This window comes from Phyllobacterium sp. 22229 (assembly GCF_052056495.1).
In the GTDB taxonomy this organism is placed as follows: Bacteria; Pseudomonadota; Alphaproteobacteria; order Rhizobiales; family Rhizobiaceae; genus Phyllobacterium; species Phyllobacterium myrsinacearum.
Genome location: NZ_JBQEPA010000016.1, coordinates 80,425 through 105,983, shown reverse-complemented (window position 1 = coordinate 105,983; position 25,559 = coordinate 80,425). Strand labels below are relative to the sequence as shown.

Sequence of the window (25,559 nt, the reverse complement as noted above, 5' to 3'; positions counted from 1 at the left end):
CCCGGCTGACCCCGGGACGGGAATGAGGCATCGCCCGTCAACACGACGCGATGGATTTGGCCAATGGTCCCAACGGTGTGATCGTCGTATTTATCGTGCGACGCGCAAGCGATAACCCGATCAATCCGGCCAAAATCAGGCGGCCTGCCGCGCCCAGCTGGGAAATGGGTCGAACAGGTCCTCCCATTTACCCGGCGTGAACGCCTCCGCATCCACCAGGCACGCGTCCAATTGCGCCCGCAGATGCACTTCGTTCATCGGATCGACTCCGATGAAGACAATCTCCTGCCGCCGGTCGCCCCAGACCTTGTGCAGGTAGGGTTTCATGGATTTCAGCCATTCCGGATGCTCCGGCCAGCGGTTGCGCGGGATCGACGACCACCACAGGCCGCGTTTTTCCGCGCGCACCAGCGCACCCGCCTGGCTCAGTTCGCCGACGTAATCCGGCCGCGTCGCCAGCCAGAAGAATCCCTTCGAGCGGATGACGCCGGGCCAGTTCTTGTCGAGAAAGGCCTGGAATTTCTGCGGATCGAACGGACGCCTCTCCCGGTAGACGAAGGAGCGGACGCCATATTCCTCGGTCTCCGGCACATGGTCGGCAAAGCCGTTGAGTTCCTTGAACCAGAGCGGATGCTCCTGCGCCTTGTCGAAGTCGAACAGGCCGGTACTGAGCACCTCATCCAGCGGCACGTCGGCAAAATCCGTCTCGATGAGTTTTGCATCCGGGTTGAGCGCGCGGATGATCTTGCGCGCCAGATCGCGGTCGTACAGGGACGAGTCGGAAATCTTGTTGAGGATGATGACATCGGCAAACTCGATCTGATCAACAAGCAAATCCACCAACGTACGGTTGTCGGTATCGCCGAGCGATTCACCCCGGTCCTTCAGAAAATCCGCCGAGGCGTAATCCTTCAGCAGATTAGCCGCGTCGACCACGGTCACCATGGTGTCGAGCCTTGCCACATCGGACAGGCTGCGGCCGTTCTCATCACGGAAATCGAAGGTCGAGGCCACCGGCAACGGTTCGGAAATGCCGGTCGACTCGATGAGGAGGTAATCAAAACGTCCCTGCTTGGCCAGGGCTTCCACCTCCTGCAGCAGGTCATCGCGCAAGGTGCAGCAGATGCAGCCATTGGTCATTTCGACCAATTGTTCATCGGTGCGCGAAAGATTGGCGCCGCCGTCGCGTACAAGCGCGGCGTCGATGTTCACCTCGCTCATATCGTTGACGATGACGGCAACGCGCCGCCCCTCGCGGTTGTTGAGAATATGGTTGAGCAAAGTGGTCTTGCCGGCTCCGAGAAAGCCCGAGAGCACCGTGACCGGAAGGCGGTTGGGTATGGCTGTGTTGTGCATGGCTATTGCCCTCTTGGAATGGCCTGCCGCGAGGGCCGCAGCAGGCCGGATAACGTCAGTCGTGAACTTCGCCGGAGCCGCCGACGGCCACGACATTGAAAGGCTTGCCTTCGAGTGCGACCTCGCGGTCCTTCGCGAAGGCGGCCGCCTTGATCACGTGCAGACGGCTCTTCAGGGGATCGCTGACGATGATCTCGTCACCGGCAACGGCGATGCGCGGCCGCGGCAGGCTCCAGTGACCATCCATGCTGTAGGGTTCCGTCAGCTTGATCGACTGTTCGATTTTGGCGGTAATGACATTCAGCTGATGCAGCTGCCCGTCCTCGGTGAAGATGTAGGCGAACCGCGGGCGCGCCGAATCGACGGCGAAATGCACGCGGCGGGCGGGCAGTTCGATCCGGCGGAACGGTTCGGCATTGCCCGGCTCGACCAGCACCACCGCCTGCGGACCGTAATTGCCGAGGAAATACTGCAAGCCCTTGCCGCCGAGAAGCGTGGTGATCTTGCCGTCAGGCAGCGATGACGCATAGGCGAGATGGTTGATCTCGGGCGCATCCGCGCCGGATTTGACCAGAAGCAACCCGGTCTTGCAGGCGATGGCCAGAATATTGCCGGACGACGCTTCCCCATGCAGGTCGGGACATGCATGCAGCGCGCCGACGGGATAGCCGTCGCCGCCGAGAACCTTGATGCCGATGGGGAGCTCATCCACCGGCTTTTCCGGGTGCGGCTCCGTCACCAGCACCGCGCCACCATAGGAGACGGCAACGCCGTGATGCGGTGACGCGAGCTTGATGCTGCGCACATCGGTTTTTCCGGCAAGCACATCCTTTTCCCTGACGACCTTCACCACGCCATCGCCGTCAAAGAACTGGGCGATGTTGCCGTTGTGATCGACGAAGTGCGAAGGCCGCTGGCCTTCCAGCTTCAGATCAAGCAGTTTCGGCGCCTCGACCTTGAGATCGCCATGGGCGCCGTGGTCCTCGACGGCAATCCCGGTCGACAGGACCGCCACCTCGCCGCCGTCCCGCTGTACCGCAAAAATTGTTTTCCCGCTGTCGGACAGCGACAGCCCGGCCGGTGCCTTCACCTTGAACGTATCGACAATCCCGCCGGTTCGCGGGTCGAGCACGCGGATGGTCGGCTCCGCATGATCGGAGACGAAAACGCGCCAGGCGGTCTGCTCATTGGCCAGTGCGGGCAAGGCGGCAAAGCCGAGGACCATGGCGAGGGGCAAAACTTTTTTCAGATGTCGTGACATGCTTGTTCCTTATGCGTCGTGGGAGTCCGCTGAGATAATGTAATAACATTACATTCGTGCCAATGAAAAAAGCGGAGTCATCCCCCGCTTTTTCCGCTTCGGCCGATCAGCTGCCGAGAATGGCCTTTTTGAAGGCGCTGATATTGTGGTGCATCATGTCGATATAGGTGCTGGCGCCTTCGCCCGGTTCCGACAGGGCATCGGAAAACAGTGTGCCGCCGACATTCAGCTTGGTCTCGCTGGCGATCTGCTCTATCAGGCGCGGGTTGGTGATGTTCTCGACGAAGATCGCCGAGGCCTTGTCTTCCTTGACCTGCTTGATCAGCGCGACGACATCGGCAGCGGACGGCTCCGCATCCGTTGAAAGACCTTCGGGCGCCAGGAACTTCAGCCCGTAGGCATGCTCGAAATAGCCGAATGCATCGTGGGAGGTGATGATCAGGCGCTTGGCCTCCGGAATGGCGGCAATACCGGCCTTCACGTCGATCTCGGTCTGATCCAGCTTCTTCGTATAGTCCGCACCATTCTTCTTGTAGGTGTCGCAATTCGCCTTGTCGGCATTGCAGAAGGCATCAACGATGTTCTTCACATAGATCTTGGCATTGGCAATCGACTGGAACGCATGCGGGTCGAATGCACCGTGGTGGTGATGTTCGCCGCCGGCCTCCGCGTGCCCTTCCTCTTCTTCCTGCGCCTTGAGCGGTTCGACACCCTTGGTCAATTCGACAATGGGCGCCTTGGTGCCGCTGGCCTCGACCAGACGCGGCAGGAAGCCTTCAAACCCCAGGCCATTGACCAGAACGACATCGGCCTTTGCCAGTGCCGCCGCATCGGAAGGCTTGGGCTCATAGACATGGCTGTCGCCGTTCGGGCCGACGAGGTTGGTCAGGGAAATCTTGTCGCCGCCGACATTCTTGGCAAAATCCTCGATAATGGAAAAGCTGGAAACAACCTTCAACTCGGCAGCAAAGGCCGTGGAAGAACCCGCACCAAGTAATAGTATAACGTTTAAAGCCGTGGCGAATGTGAAAGCCTTGTGCATTGATAGTCTCCTTTATCTGGGTTTAGGCGGTTCTGTGGCGGTGGGAACGCATGCGGCTGCTGAGAACGCCGCGTGAGCCGGCAAGAATGGAGGCGATATACATCGCGCCAGCGGAAAGGATGATCGCCGGGCCGGACGGCAGGGCGAAATGATAGGAGATCAGCAGGCCCGCGATGCAGGATATGACCCCGATAAGAATGGCGACGGCGCACATCGGGCCGACACGGGTCGTCCAGAAGCGGGCGCCGGCGGCAGGCAGCATCATCAGGCCGACCGACAGCAGCGTCCCGAGCGCCTGGAAGCCGCCGACGAGATTGAGCACCACCAGCGCCAGGAAGATGAAATGCACGGGCGTGCCGATGCGGCTGACCGAGCGCAGGAACAGGGGATCAAGGCACTCGGCCACCAGGCCGCGCCAGAAAATGGCGAGGGTCACGATGCTGACGCCGCAGATCAGGCCGATCAGGCTCAGCGCTTCGTTGTTGAGGGCAAGGACCGTGCCGAACAGCACATGCATCAGGTCGACATTCGAGCCGCGCAGCGAAACGATCATCACCCCCAGCGCGAGGGATATCAGGTAGAAGGCAGCCATCGAGGCGTCTTCCTTTTGGATGGTGAAGCGGGACACCGCCCCGGCGCCAAGCGCCACGATCACCCCGGCGATCAGCCCGCCAATGGTCATCGGCACGATCTGCAATCCGTAGAGCAGGAAACCGGCGGCAGCACCCGGCAGGATGGCATGCGACATGGCATCGCCGGTCAGGCTCATCCGCCGCAGCATCAGGAACACGCCGACGGGACAGGAGCTGAGCGACAGCGCCAGCGAACCGAGCAGGGCGCGCTGCATGAAGCTGTAGTCGACGAAGGGTGCGATGAGAAAATCATACATCCGGATCAGGCCCCTGCCCGGCTGTGGCCATCATGATGGGCATGGTGCGGATGATCATGCACATGATCATGATTGTGACCGCCGGCGGCGGACGATTGCGCGTCATCCTCGCACCAGGGCGCACTCTCGGCCCAGGCCTCATGGAACTGGCGGGCATGCAGCAGGTTTTCAGGACGAAGCGTCTCCCGCGAGGCACCCCAGGCAATGGGCTTGCGCGCCAGAAGCAGGGTTTCGGGGAAATGCTCCCGCACCAGGTCGAGATCGTGGACCACGACCATGATGGTGCGCTTTTCGCCGTGCCAGCGCTTGATCAGCGCAATGAGATCGCCAACCGTTTTGGCATCGATGGCATTGAACGGTTCATCGAGCAGGATCAGATCGGCATCCTGCACCAGCACCCGGGCAAACAGGGCGCGCTGCAATTGCCCGCCGGAAAGACTGTCGATGGGGCGCTTTTCAAAGCCGCCCAGCCCGACACCCATCAATGCCCTTGAAACCTGCTCGCGATCGCCGGCGGTAAAGCGGCCAAGCAGGCCGCGCTTCGGCCACAGCCCCAGGGAAACGAGATCGATGACCCGTGCCGGAAACGAGCGGTCCAGCTCCGATTGCTGCGGCAGATAGGCGACACGGATGTCCTTCTCGACCACGACGGAACCCGACATCGGCTTGAGAACACCGACGATACCCTTCATCAGCGTCGACTTGCCCGAACCGTTCGCCCCCACGACGGCGGTCAGCGACCCGCGCTCAACCACGCCGCTCAGGTGATGAACGGCCGGATGGCTGCGATAGCCAAGGGTAAGGTCACGAAAGGTCAGGCATTGGTCGGTCATGATACATCCGCATGCACGTGATAAGGGAAGTTCAACGGCTCACACCCATCACGTGTTTTCTTGACGTCTCGATATGTGATGTTATTACATTAGTCAACAATGGCGATTTTGAGAACGGGACAAATAATTTATCCACTGGCAGTCAACAGCGCCGCCACCTATCTTAAGGAGAGCAGATTTTGCGAAAAGAGACTTGTTTGCCGCTGTTTCACGCGATAGCTGCTTGGAAGTGCACTTTCAGGAGACCCGAAGGCAATGACAACCGCCCATGAGCTGACGAAGAACCAGGCGCTGGTGTTCAATACGTTGTCGCGCGCCGAAGGCCCCTTGAGCGCCTACACCATCCTCGACCAGCTGCGCGGCGACGGTTTCCGTGCACCGCTGCAGGTCTACCGCGCCCTGGAAAAACTGCTCGACTACGGCATGGTCCACCGCCTCGAAAGCATCAATGCCTTCGTCGCCTGCGCGCATCCCCACAATCACAGCCACAATCATGGCATGATCGCCTTCGCCATCTGCGAGAAATGCGGGCAGGTCTCGGAATTTTCCGACGATGTCATCACCCAGAGGGTCCGGGAATGGACCTCCCAGAACGGGTTCAAACAGACCAAGACGACAATCGAAATCCGCGGCGTCTGCGCCGCTTGCGGCACCGCCTGATCAGGCCTTGTAGGCCTTGAGAAACAGGTCGACGCCCGCCGTCACGGTCTTGCGGATCTGCTCCGGCTCCGGTTCCAGCTCCATCTGGCCGAACAGGCGGCGGCGCAGCAGGCCCGAATGGAAGAGGTCTGAAAGCTGATAGGCTGCCAACTCCGTATCCTCGATCGCGAGAGATCCGGCAGCGACATGTTTGTCCAAAAGCGCGCGCATCAGGGCAAGACCCTTTTTCGGCCCCTTTTCGTAAAAGCTGGAACTCATGGAGGGCATGCGCTCCGCCACGCCGATGATGACGCGCTGCGCCCGGATACCGGCATTCGATGTAATCAGCGTCGACAGTGAGATGCCGAACTGGATCAAGGCTTCGCGCAGGTCGCTGTTATTGCTCTCCAGCGCCTGGTAGATGCCGTCGAACAGTGCCGCCTTATATTGCTGGCACAGATCGATGAACAGCTCTTCCTTGTTGTTGAAATAGACATAGATCGTGCCCTTGGACACGCCCGCCTCACGGGTGATGTCATTCATGCTGGCCGCATCGAAGCCCATCTGCGAGAAGACGCGATTGGCCCCATCCAGTATCTGCTGCCGTTTGACGGGGTCCTGCCCTGCGGCCAGACGGCCGGGGCGTTCGGAAGCGGTCATGCCTGGGTCCACAACGGATGCCTTGGTAGACGACATATTAGTCAAGTTTCCTCATTTTTGATTCTTTTTCGAACCAAGCGGTTCGATCCCCTTGATATGCGCTCTCATTTGCGCTATGTCAACGATCGAACCGATTGGTTCAATCAGTTTTCAGATTGAACATCTGTAGAAAGAGCCCTCTATGTCCGCGCCGAAATCCACCAACGAGGCTGAGATTCGTCAGTTCCCTGCACCTGCCCCTGCTTCCAAGGTGGAAGCACCGGCGAAAAGTGAAGCCCCGCAGCATGAGGTGGCCGCCACGACCCCGGCACCGCCAAAACGCTCGGTGAAGCGCTTCATATTGCCCGTCATCATTGTCGCTGCCGTCGGCGCCGGTGCCTGGTATGGCCATGAATGGTGGACAACGGGCCGCTTCATGGTCTCGACAGACGACGCCTACATCCAGGGCGACATCACGGCCATTGCGCCGAAGATCACCGGCTATATCGATACGATCAACGTCGTTGCCAACCAGCGCGTCAAGGCGGGCGATCCGCTGATCACACTCGACAATGGCGACTATACCATCGCGGAAGAACAGGCCGAGGCGCAGATCGCGACACAGCGCCTGACGCTTCTGCGCATCCAGGCCCAGACGGAAGCTGCCAAGGCATCCGTCAAGCAGGTCGAAGCCGGCAAGGTCGCCGCACAGGCGGTTCTGACCAATGCGGAAGCCGCCGCAACCCGCGCCGGCCAGCTGCATGCGACGCGTTTTGCCTCCCAGTCCCAGCTCGACGACGCCACCGCCGCGCTGGATCAGGCCAAGGCGAACCTCGTTTCCGCCGATGCCCAGATCGCTGCGGCGGTTGCCAATGTCGGTGTGCTCGAAGCCCAGTACAAGGAAGCCGAGGGTTCCATTGCCTCGCTGCAGCTGAGCAAGGACAAGGCCGCCCGCGACCTCTCCTTCACCGTCATCCGCGCGCCTCTCGATGGCGTCGTCGGCAATCTCTCGGCCAAGAAGGGCGATCTGGTCACCCCCGGCCAGCGGCTTGCCGCCCTCGTTCCCGTCAATTCGCTCTATATCGACGCGAATTACAAGGAAACGCAGCTGCGTGACATCGTGCCGGGCGAAAAGGTGCGGGTACGGGTCGATGCGCTCTCCGGTGACACGTTTGAAGGCACCGTCGCCTCGATTGCTCCGGCATCGGGCGCCGTCTTCTCGCTGCTCCCGGCCGAAAATGCCACGGGCAACTTCACCAAGGTTGTCCAGCGCGTGCCGGTGCGCATTGCCCTGCCCGCCGACATTCTGGCATCCGGCAGGCTTCAGGCGGGCCTGAGCGTCATCGTTGACGTCGATACCCGCACGGCACCGGCCAAGTAAGCGTCCCCAGCAGCGGAACCCGGATCATGTCGAGCACGACCATCAGCGGAAAGCCAGCGGCACCGGCCGTGCCGTCCGACCATATCGATCCGAAGAAAGCCATCGCCTTCGTGGCGATGGTCTTCGGCATGTTCATGGCCATTCTCGACATCCAGATCGTGTCGGCGTCGCTTGCCGAAATTCAGGCGGGTCTGAGCGCAAGCTCCGACGAGATTTCCTGGGTCCAGACCTCCTATCTCATCGCCGAAGTCATCATGATCCCGCTGTCCGGCTTTCTCGGCCGGCTCCTGTCGACGCGCGTCCTCTTCACCATTTCCGCGGCGGGTTTCACCGCGGCCAGCATTCTGTGCGCCACCGCCTCCAACATCGACCAGATGATCGTCTACCGCGCCATCCAGGGTTTCATCGGCGGTGGCATGATCCCCAGCGTGTTCGCGGCAGCCTTCACCATCTTCCCGCCTTCCAAGCGCTCGATCGTCTCGCCCATCATCGGCCTCGTGGCAACGCTTGCGCCGACCATCGGACCGACCGTCGGCGGCTATCTCAGCCACGCCTTTTCCTGGCACTGGCTGTTCCTCGTCAACGTCATTCCCGGCATTATCGTTGCCTTTGCCGCCTGGAACCTCATCGACTTCGACAAGGGCGACAAGTCACTGTTCAGCAAGTTCGACTGGTGGGGCCTGGCCGGCATGGGCGCATTTCTCGGCTCGCTCGAATATGTGCTCGAGGAGGGCCCGCGCAATGACTGGCTGCAGGACAGCACCATCTTCTTCTTCGCCATCGTTCTTGTCATCGGCGCGCTGCTGTTCTTCTACCGTGCCTTCACCGCCGAGGAGCCGATCGTCGATCTGCGCGCCTTCAAGAACCTCAATTTCGCCTTTGGCTCGGTATTCTCCTTCATCATGGGCGTCGGCCTCTATGGCCTGACCTATCTCTATCCGCTCTATCTCGGCCGCATCCGCGGCTATGATGCGCTGATGATCGGCGAAGCCCTGTTCGTCAGCGGCCTGGCCATGTTCATGACCGCGCCCGTCGCCGGTTTCCTGTCCAACCGCATGGATCCGCGCCTGATGATGATGATCGGCTTCATCGGTTTTGCCGCCGGCACCTGGACCATGACCGGCCTCACCGCCGACTGGGATTTCTACGAATTGCTGCTGCCGCAGATCCTGCGCGGCTGCTCGCTGATGCTGTGCATGGTGCCGATCAACAATCTGGCGCTCGGCACCCTGCCGCTGTCCCGCCTCAAGAACGCTTCGGGCCTTTTCAACCTGACGCGCAACCTCGGCGGCGCCGTGGGCCTTGCCGTCATCAACACGATTTTGACGGATCGCGGCGTCAAGCATTATGCCCAGCTGTCCGAAAAAGTGCGCTGGGGTAATCCGGAAGCCGAGAATCTGATGGCCAGCATGGCCAAGAATTTCCAGTCCCGCGGCATTGACGGCTCAAGCGCCGCGCTCAGCCGGATTTCCGGCATGGTGCACCAGCAGGCCTCGCTGATGTCGTTCATGGACGTCTTCTATATCCTGACGATGCTGTTCGCCACGCTCGCCCTCTTTGCCGTGCTCATGCGCAAACCCGCACCCGCTGCCTCGGGCGGCGGAGGCGGCGGGCACTAACCCGCCTGTTCGCCCTTGAGGCGGCTTGACCAGTCCTCGACCTTGCCGGTGACCAGACGGCGCTCGGCATAGCGGCGCCATCCATCGGGAAGCCGTTCCAGCGCGGCCATCTGCGCCAGTTCATCGAGGTTCATGGTGTCCACATACAGCGTGCGCCACAGCCGGTGGATAGTCCACTCGGGCGAAGTCCGGTCAATGAGCGCCAGCGTGTCACCGGGTGCGACATAGCCGCTTTGCAGAACCCGGTAATACCAGCCGGTCCGTCCCGTTTTCTGAACCCGCATGGACATGTCGGCGACGCCGAAACGCGCGGTCAGCTTCCAGCAGGGCTGGCGTCCCTGCGAGACCTCGACACGCGCCCCGCCCAGCTGGAACACATCACCGAGCGCCACCGTGGTCTCATCAAGCCCGGTGGTCGATATATTCTCGCCGAAGGCCCCGGCCTGTTCGAGCAGGGGGATTGCCCCGATATCGGCAACCCATTTGTCATAGTGATCGTAGGGATAGTGGTGGACGGCCTTCTCGATGCCGCCATGGCGCACGGGATCGCCCTGCGCATCCCCCTCAAAACCGGTCTCGCCAAGCCAGAGCCGCCCGTTGACCGGCTTTTTTACGATCCCGCTCGGTATTTTTTTGTCGCCGAGCGGCGCGAGGGCACCGGTCAGCAGTGCGATTGTACAATCTTTGATCGTCATGATGCCCGGTTTTCTAGCAGGATTTGCGCCGAATTGCGACCCGAATCCAGCACCGCGATTCCACCGGAAAACGGTGGTGCCGCGGTATCCGCCAGACGCGGCAGATCCCCGAATTTTTGCAAAATAATGTTAGTCCGCTAAGCGGATTTTTCGAGCCGCCGCCGGTCCTTGTGGACGAGCATGTCGCAGGAAATCAAATGCGACATTCATTATTCGGCTAAGTGACGCTCACGCCAATCTTTTTGTCGTTATGGGAGCAATTCCGCGCCCTGTCCGGACACTGTCATAATTCTCGCGCGAGCGAATTGCTAAGCCACCAAAAAAATGTTTCACTTCTTTCCACTGCTCAGGAAAAGACGTTCGCGGGCCTGTCATCTAACTGACATGAGAGCCCTATATCGGGAGGCAGGAACGTCGAAAAAGAGCCAATGACGTTTGTCGCTTAAACAGGGGTGTTAAAATGGTTGTTTCTTCAAAACGCTTGCTCTCTCTATCGACAGCGCTGCTGTTCGCAAGCACCACGCTTTCGTTCGCGGACGCACCAGCCGATCTGGTTGCCGCCGCGAAAAAGGAAGGGTCGCTGACGACGATCGCATTGCCGCACGACTGGTGTGGTTACGGCGACATCATTGCCGGCTTCAAGGCAAAGTATGGCCTGACCGTCAACGAACTCAATCCGGATGCCGGATCGAAGGACGAAGTCGAAGCGATCAAGGCCAACAAGGACAACAAGGGCCCGCAGGCGCCTGACGTCATCGACGTCGGTCTTTCCTTTGGCCCCGATGCCAAGAAAGACGGCCTGACACTGCCTTACAAGGTTTCCACCTGGGATTCGATCCCGGCAGAACTGAAGGATGCCGATGGCCATTGGTATGGCGACTATTACGGCGTCATGTCGTTCGAAGTGAACACCGACATCGTCAAGAATGTTCCGAAGGATTGGGCTGACCTGCTCAAGCCGGAATATGCCAATACCGTTGCGCTTGCCGGTGATCCGCGCGCTTCCAACCAGGCGATTCTCGCCGTCCAGGCTGCCGGCGCATCGACCGGTGCCAAGCCCGGTGCCGCTGCCGCTGAAGCCGGCCTGAAGTATTTTGCCGACCTCAACAAGGCAGGCAATTTCGTTCCGGTTATCGGCAAATCCGGTACGCTCGCCCAGGGTGCAACCCCGATCATCATCAACTGGGACTACAATGCGCTTGCCGGCCGCGACACACTCAAGGGCAACCCGCCGGTTGAAGTCGTTGTGCCAGCATCGGGCGTTCTTGCCGGTGTGTATGTTCAGGCCATCAGCGCCTACGCACCGCATCCCAATGCCGCCAAGCTCTGGATGGAATATATCTATTCCGATGAAGGCCAGATCGGTTACCTCAAGGGCTATTGCCACCCGACCCGCTTCAAGGATCTGGTGAAGAACAACAAGGTACCGAAGGAAGTCCTCGACAAGCTGCCGCCGGCTGCTGCCTACGAAAAGGCCTTCTTCCCGACGCTTGATGAACAGGCTGCCGCCAAGGAAGCCATCACCAAGGGCTGGGACAAGGTTGTCGGCGCCAACGTCAAGTAATCTCTGTCTACCGGGTCCCCGTGGAAACATCCGCGGGGATTCCCCTTTTCAGAGACAGGGCGTCCCGCGGCGGCCTCGGCTTGAACCGGCGGCCAGTTTGTTCGCTTCGCAATTGATGCGGCAGCGGCTATAGTGTAGCTCAGAAAGCGGTCTTCAAAATCCATGAGTGCGATTTCAGAAGCAAGCACCTCCTCCATCCCACCTGCCGCCACCCAGGAGCGCAAGCGCTTGTCGCTTGACTGGCTCGGCGTCATGCCGTTCTTCCTGTTTGCCGTAATGTTCCTGGTTTTGCCGACGATCTATCTCGTCGCCGGCGCGTTTCAGGATGCGCAGGGCAATCTGACATTCGCCAATCTGGTTAACCTGTTCCAGCCGTCCATCATCGATGCATATGTGATATCGATCAAGATTTCGCTGACATCGGCGCTGCTTGGCGCATTCATCGGCTTCAGCATTGCTGCTGCGATCACTTTGGGCGGCCTGCCGAGCTGGATCCGCGCACCGATGATGACATTCTCGGGCGTTGCCTCGAATTTCGCCGGCGTTCCGCTTGCCTACGCCTTTCTGTTCACACTCGGACGCACCGGCCTCGTCACGTACCTTCTGGTCAACGTCTTCGGGTTCAATCTCTACGCCCACGGCTTCAATCTCCTCAGTTTCTGGGGCCTGACCATCACCTATCTCTACTTCCAGATTCCGCTGATGGTGCTGATCATCACGCCTGCGCTGGACGGGCTGAAGCGGGAATGGAAGGAAGCCGCGCTCATTCTCGGCGCAACCGGGCCGCAATACTGGCGCATGGTCGCCTTCCCGATCCTGTGGCCGGCCCTGCTTGGCACCATTCTGCTGCTTTTCGCCAATTCCTTCGGTGCCATCGCCACGGCCTATGCGCTGACCGGCTCATCGCTGAGCATCGTGCCGATCGTCCTCTACGCGCAGATTCGCGGTGACGTCCTGCAGGACCCGCAGCTCGGCTATGCCCTGGCCTTCGGCATGATCGTCATCACCGGTATTTCCAACGGCATCTACATCTGGATGCGTGCCCGCAGTGAACGGTGGCTCAAATGAAGAAAAACCGTTTCTGGTCCTGGGTCGCCCTCGCCTTCGGCATCCTCTATTTCGCCCTGCCGCTGATCGGCCTGTTTGAGTTTTCGCTGCGCATGCGGCGCGGGGTCTATTCGCTTGATGCCTATTGGGTCGTGCTGAGCGATCCCGGCTTCCAGGCGACCTTCGCCTATTCCGTCGTCATGGCCATCGCCACCATTTTCGTCGGCGTGCTGCTCATCGTTCCCACCGCCTATTGGGTACGCCTGCGCCTGCCGGGCTGGCGGCCGTTCATCGAGTTCATCACGCTGCTGCCGCTGGTCATTCCGGCGATTGTCATCGTGTTCGGCTATATCAGGCTGTACAACACGTCATCGATCCTGCCGCTGACCGGTTCGGCCATGGGCACCAACATCCTTTTATGCTTCGGCTACACGACCCTGGCGCTGCCCTACATGTACCGCGCGGTCGATACCGGCCTTGGCGCCATCGATATCCGCACCATGACGGAAGCCGCCGAAAGCCTGGGCGCAAGCCGGATAACCATCATGGCACGCATCATCCTGCCCAATGTGCTGATTGCGGTGCTGTCGGGTGCGTTCCTGACCTTCGCCATCGTCATCGGCGAATTCACCATGGCCGCCCTCCTGAACCGTCCGGCATTCGGGCCGTTCCTGCAGCTGCTTGGCGCCAACCGCGCCTATGAACCGGCGGCACTTTCCGTCATCGCCTTTGCCATCACCTGGGTTTGTATGGGGCTTATCCAGGTCGTCACCCGTTTCAACAAATCCCTCGCTGCAACCAAGCGATAATCGGGAACCTTGCCAATGTCATTTCTCACCATCAGCCATTTGAAAAAAAGTTTTGGACCCACGACGGTCGTTCACGATTTCAATCTGGACATCGAGAAGGGCGAATTCATCTCCTTCCTCGGCCCCAGCGGTTGCGGCAAGACGACGGTGCTGCGCATGGTGGCAGGCTTTGAAACACCGACGTCGGGCACGATCAGCATCGGCGGCAAGGACGTCGTCAATCTCAAGCCCAACCAGCGCAATATCGGCATGGTGTTCCAGGCCTATGCGCTTTTCCCCAACATGACCGTGGCGCAGAATGTCGCCTTCGGCCTGAAGGTTGCCAAGAAGCCGCAGGCGGAGATCAACGCGACGGTGCATGAGATGCTGTCGCTGATCAAGCTCGACCATCTGGCCGAGCGTTTCCCCTACCAGCTCTCCGGCGGCCAGCAGCAGCGCGTGGCGCTTGCCCGCGCCCTTGCCACCAAGCCGCAGGTTCTCCTGCTCGACGAGCCGTTGTCAGCGCTCGATGCCAAGATCCGCGTGTCGCTGCGTGAAGAGATCAGGGCGATCCAGCGCAAGCTTGGCATCACCACGATTTTCGTCACCCACGATCAGGAAGAGGCCCTGTCGATCTCCGACCGCATCGTCGTCATGTATGAGGGCAAGGCCGAGCAGGTCGGCGCGCCGTTCGAGATTTACAACCAGCCCTCGTCGCGTTTCGTCGCGTCCTTTGTCGGCACGCTCAACACGCTGGATGCGGTTGTGCGCGACGCGGCCACAGGCACCATCACCGTCGACGGCAAGGATGTTTCGATCGGCCTGAAGCGGCTCAACGGCCACAAAACAGGCGACAAGATTTCCCTGGCCGTGCGCCCGGAAGCCGTGAGCCTCGGCGACGCGACCGGCAACCGCGAGACGACGCTGGACGGCAAGATCAACAGCGTGCATTTCCTTGGCTCGGTCATCCGCATCCGCGCCTCGCTCGGCCAGAACACCGTGTCCTTCGACACGTTCAACGATCCAAGCGCACCGCCGCCGGTGCCCGGCGAAGATGTCAAGGTCAGCCTTGCCGCCAAGGACCTGCTGGTTCTGGAGCATTAATTTCCAGCGTAATGGCTAAACAAAACGGGGTGCTGCTGCCAGCACCCCGTTTCAATTTGACGATTGAAGCAGGCCGGAGCCTATCCTTCAATCGCTTCGTCCAGCAGCTTGAGCGCTGCTTTCTTTGTCAGTTTGACCGGATTGCCGCCGGCGGTCGGATCGACAATCGCCATGTCGGCGATCAGTTCCTTCTGCTTCTTGCTCATGTTCAGATCCTTGATCAGACCAGGCAGCGCATGCGGCACCTTCAGCTCCTTGCGCAGCTTGAGGATCGCCTTGGCAAAACCGTCGAATCCGCCCTTGATGCCGATATAGCTGGCCAGCCGCGCAATGCGCTCTTCCACCGCATCGCGGTTGAAAGCCAGCACATAGGGCATGAACACCGCATTGGTCATGCCGTGGTGGGTGTCGTACAGCGCGCCGATGGGATGCGACAGCGAATGGATCGCGCCGAGGCCCTTCTGGAAGGCGGTGGCGCCCATGGCCGCGGCGCTCATCATATGGGCGCGCGCCGTCAGGTCCTTGCCATTGGCATAGGCCTTGGGCAGGTTTTCGAACACAAGCCGGATGCCTTCGACCGCGATGCCGTCGGCCATCGGGTGATAGCCCGGCGCACAATAGGCCTCGAGGCAATGCGCCAGCGCGTCCATGCCGGTACCGGCGGTGATGAAGGCGGGCATACCGACCGACAATTCCGGATCGGCGATGACGATTGCCGGGAGAAGTTTCGGATGGAAGATGACCTTCTTGGTGTGGGTCTCTTCATTGGTGATGACACCGGCGCGGCCCACTTCCGAACCCGTCCCCGCCGTGGTCGGCACGGCGATGATCGGCGCGATGACATCGCTGTTGGCGCGCGTCCACCAGTCGCCCACATCCTCGAAATCCCAGACCGGCCGGGTCTGGCCCGCCTGGAAGGCGATGAGCTTGCCAAGGTCGAGCGCCGAGCCGCCGCCAAAGGCGATGACGCCGTCGTGCTTGCCCTTCTTGAACACGGCAATGCCGGCGGTGAGGTTGGATTCGACCGGGTTGGGTTTCACCTCGGAGAAAACGCCGTAGGGAACTTTGGCGTCATCGAGGATTTTCAGCGTGCTCGCCACCACCGGCAGCTTGGCCAGGCCGGGATCGGTGACGAACAGCGGCCTCTTGATGCCGGTCGCCTCGAGAACCTCGGGCAGTTCCTTGATACGGCCCGCACCGAAGCGAACGGTGGTCGGGTAATTCCATTTGGAGATCAGCTTGCTCATCATGTGTCTCTTTCAGAAAATCAGATCGCTTCACGCAGGTGGAAGGATTTGGGACGGGTCAGGTTGCCGTAACCGATGGCCGACATGGCGGCGCCCTTGCCGGTTTCCTTGACGCCGGTCCACACCAGCGCCGGATCGATATAATCGCAGCGGTTCATGAACACCGTACCGGTTTCGATCCGCTCGCCAATGGCGGCGGCCCGGTCCGTATCGGTGGTCCACAGCGACGCCGTCAGGCCATACTGGCTGTCATTCATCAGCGCGAGGGCTTCCTCGTCATTGCGCACCTTCATGATGCCGACAATCGGGCCAAAGCTTTCCTCGCGCATGACGCTCATCTGGTGGTCGACGCCGGTCAGCACTTCGGGCGCAAGATAGGGCGATCCGGCCGCGTCATTGGCAACGCGCATATTGACATGCGCCCTGGCGCCCTTGCGCAGGGCTTCCGCCTTCTGTTCACGGATGAGTTCGGCAAAGCGCGTCTGCGCCATCGGCCCCATCGTGGTGGCCGCATCCAGCGGATTGCCGACCACATACTGCTTCGTCAGGTCGACAAAGCCATCGACGAAACGGTCATAGACATCCGCATGCACATAGATGCGCTCGATGCCGCAGCAGCACTGGCCGGAGTTGAAGAAGGCGCCGTCGACCAGATTGGCCACCGCATGGTCGAGATTGACATCAGGCAGCACATAGGCCGGGTCCTTGCCGCCAAGTTCAAGCCCGAGCGACATGAAGGTGCCCGCCGCCGCCTTTTCGATGGCGCGGCCGCCACCGACCGAGCCGGTGAAGTTGACGTGGTCGATCCGGCCCGACCCCAGCAGTTTCTCGGTCTGGGCATGGTTCAGCACAATGTTCTGGAACACGCCTTTCGGCAGCCCGGCCGCAGCAAAAGCCTGGGCGAAACGCTCGCCGACAAGCAGCGTCTGCGCCGCATGCTTGAGGATGACGGTGTTGCCAGCCATCAGCGCCGGGATGATCGTGTTGACGGCGGTGAGATACGGATAGTTCCATGGCGCGATGACCATGACGACACCCAGCGGCACGTGCCGGATGTAACGGCGGAAGCCCGGCTTGTCATTTTCGATAACAGGCGCAAGCGCCCGTTCGGCAATCGCGACCATGTAGCGGGTGCGTTCCTCCACGCCGCCCTTTTCCCCGCCATAGCGCACCGGACGGCCCATCTGCCAGGCGATCTCGGGCACAATCTCGTCATTCATGGCAAGCAGCGCATCCAGCGCCGCAAGGCAAAGCCGGCCGCGTTCGGCAATGCTGGTCTGCGACCAGCCGGCCTGCGCCTGCCTTGCCGCTTCCACGGCCGCGTCGATGGCCTTGTCCGTTGCAACGGGACGCTCCGCGTAGACGGAGCCGTCAATGGGGGTGATCAGTTTGACCGTCTCGGTCATGGGTAAACCTCTAGCCTGTGTTTTCCAAAAACTGGCCCTGCCCCGCAAATGCTTGCCGCGGGACAGGCCTTTGCCGTGATCTTCAATACCGTTCGAAACCGCGATGCAACTCCCAATCGGTGACGCGGCGGTCATATTCGAACTGCTCCCACTTGGCGGTGTGCACGTAATGCTCGACCACCTCGTCGCCGAGCGCCGTCTTCAGCATTTTCGACTTCGCCAGCGTTTCGGTCGCCTCGCGCAGGGTCTTGGGGATTTCGCGCAAGCGCGCCCCGCCATAGGCGTCGCCCTGGAACGGTTTGTCGAGTTCCAGTTTCTCGTCGATACCCGCCAGACCCGACGCGATCAGACCGGCAAAGGCGAGATAGGGATTGAGATCAGCCCCGCCAATGCGGCATTCGATGCGGATGCCCTTGGTGCCTTCGCCGCACAGGCGGAAGCCCGCCGTCCGGTTGTCGAGGCTCCAGACATTCTTCGTCGGCGCGAAGGTGCCCGCCTGGAAGCGCTTGTAGGAGTTGATATAGGGCGCGAGGAAGAAGGTGAAATCATCAGCATACTTCAGCTGCCCCGCCACCCACTGCCGCATCAGCGGCGACATGGTGTATTCGGCGTTCTTGTCATAGAACAGCGGCGTCTTGCCATCGGCGCTCCACAGCGAGTTGTGCACATGGCTCGAGCTTCCGGCGAGCGCATAATCGTACTTCGCCATGAAGGTGATTGCCTTGCCCATCTGGGTGGCGATTTCCTTGCAGCCGTTCTTCATGATCACATGCCGGTCGGCCATTTCAAGCGCTTCGGCATAGCGCACGTTGATTTCCTCCTGGCCCGGACCCCATTCGCCCTTGGAGTTTTCCACGGGAATGCCCGCATCGAACAGACCGTTGCGGATGGCGCGCATGACGGCGTCTTCCTTGGTGGTCATCTGGATCACATAGTCCTGGATGTAGGGCGATGCGGTGGTCATGCCCTTCCAGTGCTTGGCACGCGCACTCTCATAGGTCTCGTCGAACAGGTAGAATTCCAGTTCCGAGGCGAAGTAGGCGAGATAGCCGCGATCCTTCAGCCGCGCCAGCTGGCGCTTCAGGATGGCGCGCGGCGAATGCGTGAGATCCTCGTGATGGTGATGGTCGAGAATATCGCACAGGACCAGCGCGCATTTTTCCAGCCACGGGATATGGCGGATGGTGGAAAGGTCGGGCTTGATGACGAAATCGCCATAGCCCTGCTTCCAGCTGGCGGCCTTGTAGCCGGGCACCGGCTCCATATCGATGTCATTGGCCAAGAGATAGTTGCAGCCATGGGTCTCGTCATGGGCGGAGTCGACGAAGAAGCTGGCATGAAAGCGCTTGCCGATCAGGCGGCCCTGCATGTCGACGAAGCAGGCCAGCACCGTGTCAATCTCGCCATTGGTTACATGGCGCTTTAATTCGTCGAAACTCCAATGTCCGGGCATTTCGTGTCTATCCTCAAACAGAATTTGGATTGGGTCAAAAGACAGGGCGGCGGGCTCAAGCCGGCCGCCCCCGTTTTTGCAATCAGCCGCGTTCGCCGACGGCCTTTTCAGCGGCAGCAATATCGGCGGCACGCTTGGCCACGGCATCGCCGATGGGCGGGCCCTGGAAGCGGCGGCGTTCGAAACCGAACCAGACAAGAGCCGTCACCACCAGGAAGCCGACGGTGATGTACAGCGCCCATTCATTCGGCGGCTGGATGCCGATGATGAAGATCAGCGCCATGGCGAGGATCGACAGGATGGCGAACAGCTTGAACATGCCTTCGCCGAGATTCCATGGCCCCATCCGGTTCCATTTCGGCGTGCCCCAGGCGAAAAAGCCCAGTGCGATCGGAATGGCGAAGGAGAAGAACAGGAAGATGACCGTGCAGGAAACCACCACCGAATAGACCGGCGTGTCACCGATGGACACCATGTTCGAACCCCAAACGAACAGCACCGCCAGGGTGGCGCCCGTCCAGATCGCGGCGACAGGTGTGCGGTATTGCGGGCTGACCTTCGACAACAGGCTCGATCCCGGCAGGCCCTTGTCGCGGGCAAAGGCGAAAATCATGCGCGAGACCGAGGTGACCGTCGCCAGGCCGCAGAGGAACTGGCTGATGAAGATCAGGAAGTAGAGAATGTTCTTGACGACAGGATTGACCTGTTCGCCCATCGCCCAGAAGAAGACATTCCAGCCCTGTGCCGCCGCCGCATCCATGTTCGGCAGCATCAGCACGAACGAGCACAGCATGATATAGCCGAAGACGGCCGACCACAGCACCGACGAAACCATGCCGCGCGGCACGGAATGCGCCGCCTTGACGGTTTCTTCGGATGTATGGGCGGATGCATCATAGCCGGTGATCGTATAGATCGGCAGCAACAGGCCGAGCAGGAACACCCACAGGCTTGAGCTTGTCGGCCAGACCGGGCTGCCGGTCATCGTTCCGTCCGCCGCCGGTGTCGGCATGCCGGAATAGTTGGCGAAGGTGAACAGGCGGCTGAATTCGAACGACTTGGCCGAAGCGAGGCAGACCACCGACAGGGCAATCGCCGTGGCGAAAATCAGATAGCCGGAAAAGTCGGTCAGCTTGGCGGTGAGGCCGATGCCCATATGGTTGACCAGGGCCTGGATGCCGGTCAGGATGATCAGGAAGATGATCTGCACCGTGATGGAATCCGTGATCCCGAGATAGGTGCCGAAGGCGCCGATGAAGAAATAATAGGTGCCGACATTGATGGCGCCGAGCACGGTGATCAGGCCGAGCAGGTTGAACCAGGCTGTCAGCCAGCCCGTGCCGCGATTGCCGAGGATCGATCCCCAGTGATAGAGGCCGCCTGCGGTCGGGTAGGCCGAGCTGATCTGCGCCATGGCGATGGCGAAGACCGCCGACACGAGGCAGCCGAGCGGCCAGCCGATGCCGATGGCCGCACCGCCGGCACCAGCCGTCGCCTGTCCCAGCGAGTTGATGCCGCCGGACAGGATGCAGATGATCGAAAATGAAATGGCGAAGTTGGAGAAACGGCTCATGCGCCGTTCCAGTTCCTGGGCATAGCCCATGCCGTGGAGAACTTTGATGTCCTCCGATTTATCCACGTCGGTATAATCTTGGTGTGTCATCGCACTCACGTTCCCCGTTATTCTTGAGAGATTTCTAACGTCAGATACCAGTCTTCCTCAGATCCTGTTTGCAGCCTTCCTGGTTGTGGAAAGCGGCCCTTGGGCAATTTCCTTCAAAATGGCCGAGAGTGTCCCGGCCCATGCTTTTTCTTCTTTGGGCGTGGTGATGAGATCGTTGCGGATCTCGATCATCACCGCGGCAAGTCCTTGCGCCGATGCGTGGCGGTCAAGCGTGTAATAGACCCGGTCGGCGGGCGAATAGGGCTCATTGATGCCGACGCAGTATTGATCGAGCGCCTGCAGGCCCGCGATCAGCGGTGCGGCAACCTGATCGTATTCGTCATGAATGATGCCGATGTGCCAGGGCCGGTCGACCCCGCGATAGACCGGCGTGAACGAATGCACCGCCACATAGACCGGCGCCGGAAATCCCTTGCGCGCACGGTCCCTTGCCAGTTCTTCGATGGCCGCATGATAGGGCTGATGCGACAGTGCGATACGCCGCTGCCTTTCCAGCGCATCGAGGTCCGTATTGGCGGGAACCGTGGTCAATTCGCTCGTGGCCGGGATGAGATCGGGCGCATCGAGCGGCCGGTTGCAATCGATGATCAGCCGCGAGACGCAGGATTCGACCAGCGGCGCATCCAGCAGCGCAGCCATCCCCTGGCTGACCCCCAGCGCGCCGGGGTCCCAGGCGATATGCTTCTGCAGATCGTCCGGCTCAAGGCCGAGACGGCCATAGGGCGCGGGAATGTGGTTGGAAGCATGATCGCACAGAATGACAAACGGCGAACCGCCATCGGGGTTGGATACCCGGACCGGCTCCCAGACACTGTGCGTGGCCTGCGATAATCCCATTTTGCCCTCTTCGGCAATTTGTACTTTGTATTACATTTTGTATTTTTATTTCCACTCACGTATGATTTGATACACAAGTCGCAAAATTGTCAAATGCGAAAATTGCGTTTCTTGACTTTGACCGAAAGAAGTTTGATGGGAACAAGCATTTCCGAACTGATCAGCGAAAAAATCGATGCCATGTCGACGTCGGAGCGCAAGGCCGCGCAGACCCTCATCGCCAACTACCCGCTGATCGGCCTGCGCACGGTGGCGGAGTTTTCGGCGCAGGCGGGGGTCAGTTCGCCGACGATCCTGCGTTTCGTCTCGCGTCTCGGCTTTCAGGGCTATCCGGAGTTCCAGCAGGCCCTGCAGCAGGAACTCGCCGCCCAGATCCAGTCGCCGCTCAACCGCGCGACGATCATTCAGTCATCCAAGAGCAGCACCGCTTACCCGCTGATGGAAGCAGCCATCGAGAACATCCGTGAAACGTTTCACCATCTTTCGACGCAGCAGCTCGACGATGCGACGGAAGCGCTCAGCCGCACCCGCACCCATGTCTATCTGCTCGGCGGCCGCTTCACCGATCCGATCGCCATCTACATGGCCGCGCATCTGAAGATCATCCGTTCCGGCGTCACCCATCTCACCGGCCAGGAAAGCAACTGGCGCGACCAGCTGATCGACATGGGCAAGAAGGACGTCCTCGTCATCTTCGATATCCGCCGCTATCAGGACAGCCTCATCCGCTTCGCCGAGAAGGCACAGGTGCGCGGTGTCGAGATCGTGCTGGTCACCGACCAGTGGCTGTCGCCCATCGCCCGCTTTGCCCGCCATGTCATTGCCGGGCGCACCGCCGTGCCTTCGCCCTGGGACTCCTCCACCACGCTTTTCCTGATGGCGGAAACCCTGATCGCCGGGGTAACGCAGAAGCTGCAGAACAGCAGCGCCGAACGCATCCGTGACATGGAACAGCTGCGCGACGGCTGAGATTGTCATTGCCCGGAATACACATTGATATACAAATGCTCACCCGGGCTCTGGGCCTGCGTTCGAATCGAATAAAGCAAGGACATAATCATGCAGCAAGCTGACATTGGATTGATCGGCCTTGGCGTCATGGGTGCCAATCTCGCGCTCAATATTGCCGAAAACGGTTATCGCGTCGCGGTTTACAACAGGACGGTGGAAAAGACCCACGCCTTCCATCAGGAAGCGGGCGCCCTCAAAGACAAGATCATTCCCTGCGAAACGCTGGAAGACCTGGCCAAAAACATCCGCGCGCCCCGTCCGATCATCCTGATGGTAAAGGCCGGTGAAGCCGTCGATGAGCAGATTGCAGCGCTGAAGCCCTTCCTTGCCAAGGAAGACATCATCATCGACGCGGGCAATGCCAACTTCCACGATACGGTCCGCCGCCTGAAGGAACTCGGTGCCAATGATCCGACCTTCGTCGGCATGGGCGTTTCCGGCGGTGAAGAAGGCGCGCGCCACGGCCCGTCGATCATGGTCGGCGGCACGCCCGAATCCTATGCGCGCATCGAACCGGTGCTGACTGCCATTTCGGCGAAGTATGAAGGCGAATCCTGCGCCGCGCTGCTCGGCCCCGATGGCGCCGGTCACTTCGTCAAGACGATCCACAACGGCATCGAATATGCCGACATGCAGATGATCGCCGAAATCTACGGCATCCTGCGTGATGGGCTCGCACTGTCGCCGGTTGAAATCGGCAAGATTTTCGACACATGGAACAAGGGCCCGCTCAATTCCTACCTGATCGAAATCACCGCCAAGGTGCTCGCCGCCACCGACACGGAAACCGGCAAGCCGGCCGTCGAGATCATCGTCGACAGCGCGGGCCAGAAGGGCACCGGCCGCTGGGCCGCCATCGAGGCGCAGATGCTTGGCATTCCCGCAACCGGGATTGAAGCGGCGGTTGCCGCGCGCTCGATTTCGGCGCTGCGCGACGAACGCGCCAGGGCGGCCAAGGCCTATGCTTCGCTCGGCGCCCCCAAGCTTGCGGGCACGGATCAGTCATTCATCGATGCACTCGAACAGGGCCTTCTCGCTGGCAAGATTGCCGCCTATGCGCAAGGCTTTGCCGTCATGTCAGGCGCTTCGGCCGAGCATGGCTGGAACATCCCGCTCGACACCACGGCGAAAATCTGGCGCGCCGGCTGCATCATCCGTTCGCAGTTCCTCGACGAGATCGCCTCGGCGTTCGCCGGTGGCGGCCAGGACAATCTGCTGCTGGCGCCATCCTTCGTCGAACGCATGAAGACAGCCTCGACGGCATTGCGCGATGTGGTTGCCAAGGCGGCCCTCGCCGGTCTGCCGACCCCGGCGCTGGCCGCCGCCCTCGGCTATTTCGATGGTTACCGGCAGGCACGCGGCACGGCCAATCTCATCCAGGCCCAGCGGGACTTCTTCGGCGCCCACGGCTTCAAGCGCGTGGACAAGGAAGGCGATTTCCACGGCCCGTGGTCGGATATCGGCTGATCACGGCATTCCCCGCGCCCCGCTTGGCGGGGTGGCGTGGATGCGGCCCCAGGCGCGGCGCAGCTGCCGCGCCGAAGCGAACCCCGTGCGCTCCGCCACACCTTCCATGTCAAGCCGCGTATGGCTGAGGATTTCCTGCGCCAGCGCCACCCGCAGGCGGTTGAGGTAATCGGGAATGCTCATGCCCGCATGTTCGTTGAACAGGCGTGACAGATGCCGCGGGCTGGTTGCGGCGATATCCGCCAGGCTTTCCAGCGTCCAGCGTTGCGCCGGGTCGGCGGCAAGCCGGTCCTGCACCCGGTGGATCGCCGGGTGGATGTGATTGCGCCCGTCCAGCCATGGCGACCATTGCGGATAGGTGCCGCTGCGCCTGAGATAGACCACCAGATAGCGCGCGACGGCCACCGCGCAGGCGGGCCCGGCCATCTGGCTGACCAGATGCAGCATCAGATCGATGCCCGCCGTGATCCCCGCGCTGGAAAAACGGTTGCCGTCCTCGACATAGAGCCGGTTGTCCAGCACCCGCGCCGTCGGCGCCAGGGCGCGCAGATCGTCAACGGAGGCGAAATGGGTGGTGCAGCTGCATGCATCGAGCAGACCGGCCCGCGCGGCGAGAAGCGCGCCGGAGCAGATCGTCACCAGCGTCTGGCTTTCCCCCACATGTGCCTTCAGCCAGGCGACAATCTCCCTATCGCGGTGTCCATGCGCCTCCGCCCCGCGGCTCGCCGCCGTGTCCATAAGGATCGTCGTATCGCCCGCCAGCATGATCATCGCATCATCCGGCACATGGTGGGGCAGCGGCTCGATCCCGCTGATGGTCAAGCCGATGGATGTGGTGACGCTCGCCAGCGGGCCGACATAGCGCACGCCGAAATGCACCGCGTCCTGCTCCAGATTGGCCTTGCGCAGCACCTCGACCGGCCCGGCAATATCAAGCAGCAGCGCCCTTGCGGGCACCACCACCAGAACATCGATGTGCCGGCGTTCCTCCAGCGTCATGCGGCCAGCGCCTGCCCCGCCCCGTTCAACGCCTCGTCGACGGTGACGATGCGGGCAAAGCGTCCGTCCAGCACCAGTTCGGTGCGGGCACGGATCTCGTCGGCGCTGAAGGTGCGCCCGGCGGCATTGGTCATGGCGAAGGTCAGCGTGGCCTCGGAGACGTAATCGACGGTATAGCCGAGGTCCGACGCATGGCGCGTCGTGGTTTCGCAGCACTGTTCGGTGCGGATACCCGATACCAGTAGCTTGCGGATGCGGTTCTCCGTCAGCCAGACATCAAGCCCGCTGCCGACAAGCGCGCTGTGCCGGGCCTTGTGGAACACGATATCGGCCTCGAGCGAAACCGGTGCCAGCGGCTTGATGAAGCCGGAGTCCAGCGCAAACGGACCGTCGCCGTCGACATGGAAAATCTGGATGACCGGCAGGCCGGCAGCCTTGGCCCCATCGATCAGGCGCTGGATGTTGGCAATGAAAGGCTGCGCTTCGGCTTCGTTCCAATAGCCGCGCTGGCGAAAGGATTCCTGCACGTCGATGACGATAAGAGCAATATCTGCGGACATTTCTGGCATCTCCTGTGTGTTGATAGCCCAACAATACA

Annotated in this window: 23 protein-coding genes; 9 read left to right on the top strand and 14 right to left on the bottom strand. The window is 60.8% G+C overall.

The window, feature by feature from the left end; translation table 11 throughout:
- Window positions 1–135: 135 nt before the first annotated feature.
- The 5 genes from zigA to aztA all read right to left on the bottom strand — a co-directional run bounded on the left by zigA (window position 136) and on the right by aztA (window position 5,381).
- Window positions 136–1,356 (bottom strand): zinc metallochaperone GTPase ZigA, encoded by a 1,221-nt coding sequence (zigA, locus tag ACTJJ7_RS19375; RefSeq protein ID WP_440968522.1) that lies wholly within the window; start codon window positions 1,354–1,356, stop codon window positions 136–138.
- 55 nt (window positions 1,357–1,411) lie between these two features.
- A complete protein-coding gene (gene aztD / locus ACTJJ7_RS19370; RefSeq protein WP_440968521.1) occupies window positions 1,412–2,617 on the bottom strand; it encodes a zinc metallochaperone AztD in 1,206 nt (401 codons plus the stop codon).
- Window positions 2,618–2,723: 106 nt separating this feature from the next.
- The gene (gene aztC, locus ACTJJ7_RS19365) at window positions 2,724–3,659 is read right to left on the bottom strand and encodes a zinc ABC transporter substrate-binding protein AztC (protein WP_440968520.1); all 936 of its coding nucleotides are present in this window, start codon (window positions 3,657–3,659) and stop codon (window positions 2,724–2,726) included.
- Window positions 3,660–3,681: 22 nt separating this feature from the next.
- Window positions 3,682–4,548 (bottom strand): zinc ABC transporter permease AztB, encoded by an 867-nt coding sequence (gene aztB / locus ACTJJ7_RS19360; RefSeq protein WP_440968519.1) that lies wholly within the window; start codon window positions 4,546–4,548, stop codon window positions 3,682–3,684.
- A gap of 5 nt (window positions 4,549–4,553) precedes the next feature.
- The gene (gene aztA / locus ACTJJ7_RS19355) at window positions 4,554–5,381 is read right to left on the bottom strand and encodes a zinc ABC transporter ATP-binding protein AztA (protein WP_440968518.1); all 828 of its coding nucleotides are present in this window, start codon (window positions 5,379–5,381) and stop codon (window positions 4,554–4,556) included.
- A gap of 255 nt (window positions 5,382–5,636) precedes the next feature.
- Here aztA and ACTJJ7_RS19350 point away from each other — a divergent pair, with 255 nt between their 5' ends.
- The gene (locus ACTJJ7_RS19350) at window positions 5,637–6,041 is read left to right on the top strand and encodes a Fur family transcriptional regulator (protein WP_105731912.1); all 405 of its coding nucleotides are present in this window, start codon (window positions 5,637–5,639) and stop codon (window positions 6,039–6,041) included.
- On the opposite strand, the gene ACTJJ7_RS19345 is transcribed toward ACTJJ7_RS19350, so the two are convergent.
- Window positions 6,042–6,716: a TetR/AcrR family transcriptional regulator gene (locus tag ACTJJ7_RS19345; protein WP_105731911.1), complete on the bottom strand. Its 675-nt coding sequence runs from the start codon at window positions 6,714–6,716 to the stop codon at window positions 6,042–6,044.
- A gap of 145 nt (window positions 6,717–6,861) precedes the next feature.
- On the opposite strand from ACTJJ7_RS19345, the gene ACTJJ7_RS19340 reads away from it, so the two are divergent.
- Window positions 6,862–8,040, top strand: a complete 1,179-nt coding sequence (locus tag ACTJJ7_RS19340; RefSeq protein ID WP_440968517.1) for an HlyD family secretion protein — start codon at window positions 6,862–6,864, stop codon at window positions 8,038–8,040.
- Window positions 8,041–8,066: 26 nt separating this feature from the next.
- A complete protein-coding gene (locus tag ACTJJ7_RS19335) occupies window positions 8,067–9,659 on the top strand; it encodes a DHA2 family efflux MFS transporter permease subunit (protein WP_105731909.1) in 1,593 nt (530 codons plus the stop codon).
- Here ACTJJ7_RS19335 and ACTJJ7_RS19330 read toward each other — a convergent pair.
- The gene (locus ACTJJ7_RS19330; RefSeq protein ID WP_440968516.1) at window positions 9,656–10,354 is read right to left on the bottom strand and encodes an MOSC domain-containing protein; all 699 of its coding nucleotides are present in this window, start codon (window positions 10,352–10,354) and stop codon (window positions 9,656–9,658) included. The genes ACTJJ7_RS19335 and ACTJJ7_RS19330 overlap by 4 nt on opposite strands.
- Before the next feature lie 460 nt (window positions 10,355–10,814).
- Between ACTJJ7_RS19330 and ACTJJ7_RS19325 the strand changes: the two genes are divergently transcribed.
- The 4 genes from ACTJJ7_RS19325 (at window position 10,815) to ACTJJ7_RS19310 (ending at window position 14,857) form a co-directional block, all read left to right on the top strand.
- Window positions 10,815–11,918 carry an ABC transporter substrate-binding protein gene (locus ACTJJ7_RS19325; RefSeq protein ID WP_105731907.1) on the top strand — a complete coding sequence of 368 codons (1,104 nt, stop codon included), beginning with the start codon at window positions 10,815–10,817 and terminating at the stop codon, window positions 11,916–11,918.
- Between the two features lie 252 nt (window positions 11,919–12,170).
- Window positions 12,171–12,986 carry an ABC transporter permease gene (locus tag ACTJJ7_RS19320; protein WP_425350416.1) on the top strand — a complete coding sequence of 272 codons (816 nt, stop codon included), beginning with the start codon at window positions 12,171–12,173 and terminating at the stop codon, window positions 12,984–12,986.
- Window positions 12,983–13,774 carry an ABC transporter permease gene (locus ACTJJ7_RS19315; protein WP_105731905.1) on the top strand — a complete coding sequence of 264 codons (792 nt, stop codon included), beginning with the start codon at window positions 12,983–12,985 and terminating at the stop codon, window positions 13,772–13,774. The genes ACTJJ7_RS19320 and ACTJJ7_RS19315 overlap by 4 nt, the downstream gene beginning before the upstream one ends.
- 15 nt (window positions 13,775–13,789) lie before the next feature.
- On the top strand, window positions 13,790–14,857 hold the full coding sequence (locus ACTJJ7_RS19310) for an ABC transporter ATP-binding protein (RefSeq protein WP_105731904.1): 1,068 nt from the start codon (window positions 13,790–13,792) through the stop codon (window positions 14,855–14,857).
- An 80-nt stretch (window positions 14,858–14,937) separates the two neighbouring features.
- Here ACTJJ7_RS19310 and ACTJJ7_RS19305 read toward each other — a convergent pair whose 3' ends face one another.
- From ACTJJ7_RS19305 to ACTJJ7_RS19285, 5 genes are all read right to left on the bottom strand, one after another.
- Window positions 14,938–16,104, bottom strand: a complete 1,167-nt coding sequence (locus ACTJJ7_RS19305) for an iron-containing alcohol dehydrogenase (protein ID WP_105733040.1) — start codon at window positions 16,102–16,104, stop codon at window positions 14,938–14,940.
- A 20-nt stretch (window positions 16,105–16,124) separates the two neighbouring features.
- Window positions 16,125–17,510, bottom strand: a complete 1,386-nt coding sequence (locus tag ACTJJ7_RS19300; RefSeq protein WP_440968515.1) for an aldehyde dehydrogenase family protein — start codon at window positions 17,508–17,510, stop codon at window positions 16,125–16,127.
- Between the two features lie 82 nt (window positions 17,511–17,592).
- Entirely contained in the window at window positions 17,593–18,963 is a 1,371-nt protein-coding gene (locus ACTJJ7_RS19295; protein ID WP_440968514.1) for a glutamine synthetase family protein, read from the bottom strand.
- Between the two features lie 82 nt (window positions 18,964–19,045).
- Window positions 19,046–20,626, bottom strand: coding sequence for an APC family permease (locus ACTJJ7_RS19290; RefSeq protein ID WP_440968513.1), 1,581 nt, complete (start codon window positions 20,624–20,626; stop codon window positions 19,046–19,048).
- 57 nt (window positions 20,627–20,683) lie between these two features.
- The gene (locus tag ACTJJ7_RS19285; protein ID WP_440968512.1) at window positions 20,684–21,484 is read right to left on the bottom strand and encodes an N-formylglutamate amidohydrolase; all 801 of its coding nucleotides are present in this window, start codon (window positions 21,482–21,484) and stop codon (window positions 20,684–20,686) included.
- A gap of 135 nt (window positions 21,485–21,619) precedes the next feature.
- Here ACTJJ7_RS19285 and ACTJJ7_RS19280 point away from each other — a divergent pair, with 135 nt between their 5' ends.
- Both ACTJJ7_RS19280 and gndA read left to right on the top strand, forming a co-directional pair.
- On the top strand, window positions 21,620–22,453 hold the full coding sequence (locus ACTJJ7_RS19280) for a MurR/RpiR family transcriptional regulator (RefSeq protein ID WP_440968511.1): 834 nt from the start codon (window positions 21,620–21,622) through the stop codon (window positions 22,451–22,453).
- Window positions 22,454–22,543: 90 nt separating this feature from the next.
- Entirely contained in the window at window positions 22,544–23,962 is a 1,419-nt protein-coding gene (gndA, locus tag ACTJJ7_RS19275) for an NADP-dependent phosphogluconate dehydrogenase (protein ID WP_105731896.1), read from the top strand.
- Here gndA and ACTJJ7_RS19270 read toward each other — a convergent pair whose 3' ends face one another.
- Entirely contained in the window at window positions 23,963–24,961 is a 999-nt protein-coding gene (locus ACTJJ7_RS19270) for a GlxA family transcriptional regulator (RefSeq protein WP_440968510.1), read from the bottom strand.
- Entirely contained in the window at window positions 24,958–25,521 is a 564-nt protein-coding gene (locus tag ACTJJ7_RS19265) for an isochorismatase family protein (protein WP_440968509.1), read from the bottom strand. The genes ACTJJ7_RS19270 and ACTJJ7_RS19265 overlap by 4 nt, the downstream gene beginning before the upstream one ends.
- Between the last annotated feature and the right edge of the window lie 38 nt (window positions 25,522–25,559).

Coding starts and splice junctions, on each gene's coding strand:
- ACTJJ7_RS19320 (WP_425350416.1), top strand. CDS start 12,171: ATGCCGTTCTTCCTGTTTGCCGTAATGTTCCTGGTTTTGCCGACGATC.
- ACTJJ7_RS19270 (WP_440968510.1), bottom strand. CDS start 24,961: ATGACGCTGGAGGAACGCCGGCACATCGATGTTCTGGTGGTGGTGCCC.
- ACTJJ7_RS19325 (WP_105731907.1), top strand. CDS start 10,815: ATGGTTGTTTCTTCAAAACGCTTGCTCTCTCTATCGACAGCGCTGCTG.
- ACTJJ7_RS19295 (WP_440968514.1), bottom strand. CDS start 18,963: ATGCCCGGACATTGGAGTTTCGACGAATTAAAGCGCCATGTAACCAAT.
- ACTJJ7_RS19345 (WP_105731911.1), bottom strand. CDS start 6,716: ATGTCGTCTACCAAGGCATCCGTTGTGGACCCAGGCATGACCGCTTCC.
- ACTJJ7_RS19285 (WP_440968512.1), bottom strand. CDS start 21,484: ATGGGATTATCGCAGGCCACGCACAGTGTCTGGGAGCCGGTCCGGGTA.
- aztC (WP_440968520.1), bottom strand. CDS start 3,659: ATGCACAAGGCTTTCACATTCGCCACGGCTTTAAACGTTATACTATTA.
- ACTJJ7_RS19305 (WP_105733040.1), bottom strand. CDS start 16,104: ATGAGCAAGCTGATCTCCAAATGGAATTACCCGACCACCGTTCGCTTC.
- zigA (WP_440968522.1), bottom strand. CDS start 1,356: ATGCACAACACAGCCATACCCAACCGCCTTCCGGTCACGGTGCTCTCG.
- ACTJJ7_RS19350 (WP_105731912.1), top strand. CDS start 5,637: ATGACAACCGCCCATGAGCTGACGAAGAACCAGGCGCTGGTGTTCAAT.
- gndA (WP_105731896.1), top strand. CDS start 22,544: ATGCAGCAAGCTGACATTGGATTGATCGGCCTTGGCGTCATGGGTGCC.
- ACTJJ7_RS19290 (WP_440968513.1), bottom strand. CDS start 20,626: ATGACACACCAAGATTATACCGACGTGGATAAATCGGAGGACATCAAA.
- ACTJJ7_RS19340 (WP_440968517.1), top strand. CDS start 6,862: ATGTCCGCGCCGAAATCCACCAACGAGGCTGAGATTCGTCAGTTCCCT.
- ACTJJ7_RS19310 (WP_105731904.1), top strand. CDS start 13,790: ATGTCATTTCTCACCATCAGCCATTTGAAAAAAAGTTTTGGACCCACG.
- ACTJJ7_RS19330 (WP_440968516.1), bottom strand. CDS start 10,354: ATGACGATCAAAGATTGTACAATCGCACTGCTGACCGGTGCCCTCGCG.
- ACTJJ7_RS19280 (WP_440968511.1), top strand. CDS start 21,620: ATGGGAACAAGCATTTCCGAACTGATCAGCGAAAAAATCGATGCCATG.
- ACTJJ7_RS19265 (WP_440968509.1), bottom strand. CDS start 25,521: ATGTCCGCAGATATTGCTCTTATCGTCATCGACGTGCAGGAATCCTTT.
- aztD (WP_440968521.1), bottom strand. CDS start 2,617: ATGTCACGACATCTGAAAAAAGTTTTGCCCCTCGCCATGGTCCTCGGC.
- ACTJJ7_RS19335 (WP_105731909.1), top strand. CDS start 8,067: ATGTCGAGCACGACCATCAGCGGAAAGCCAGCGGCACCGGCCGTGCCG.
- aztA (WP_440968518.1), bottom strand. CDS start 5,381: ATGACCGACCAATGCCTGACCTTTCGTGACCTTACCCTTGGCTATCGC.
- ACTJJ7_RS19315 (WP_105731905.1), top strand. CDS start 12,983: ATGAAGAAAAACCGTTTCTGGTCCTGGGTCGCCCTCGCCTTCGGCATC.
- ACTJJ7_RS19300 (WP_440968515.1), bottom strand. CDS start 17,510: ATGACCGAGACGGTCAAACTGATCACCCCCATTGACGGCTCCGTCTAC.
- aztB (WP_440968519.1), bottom strand. CDS start 4,548: ATGTATGATTTTCTCATCGCACCCTTCGTCGACTACAGCTTCATGCAG.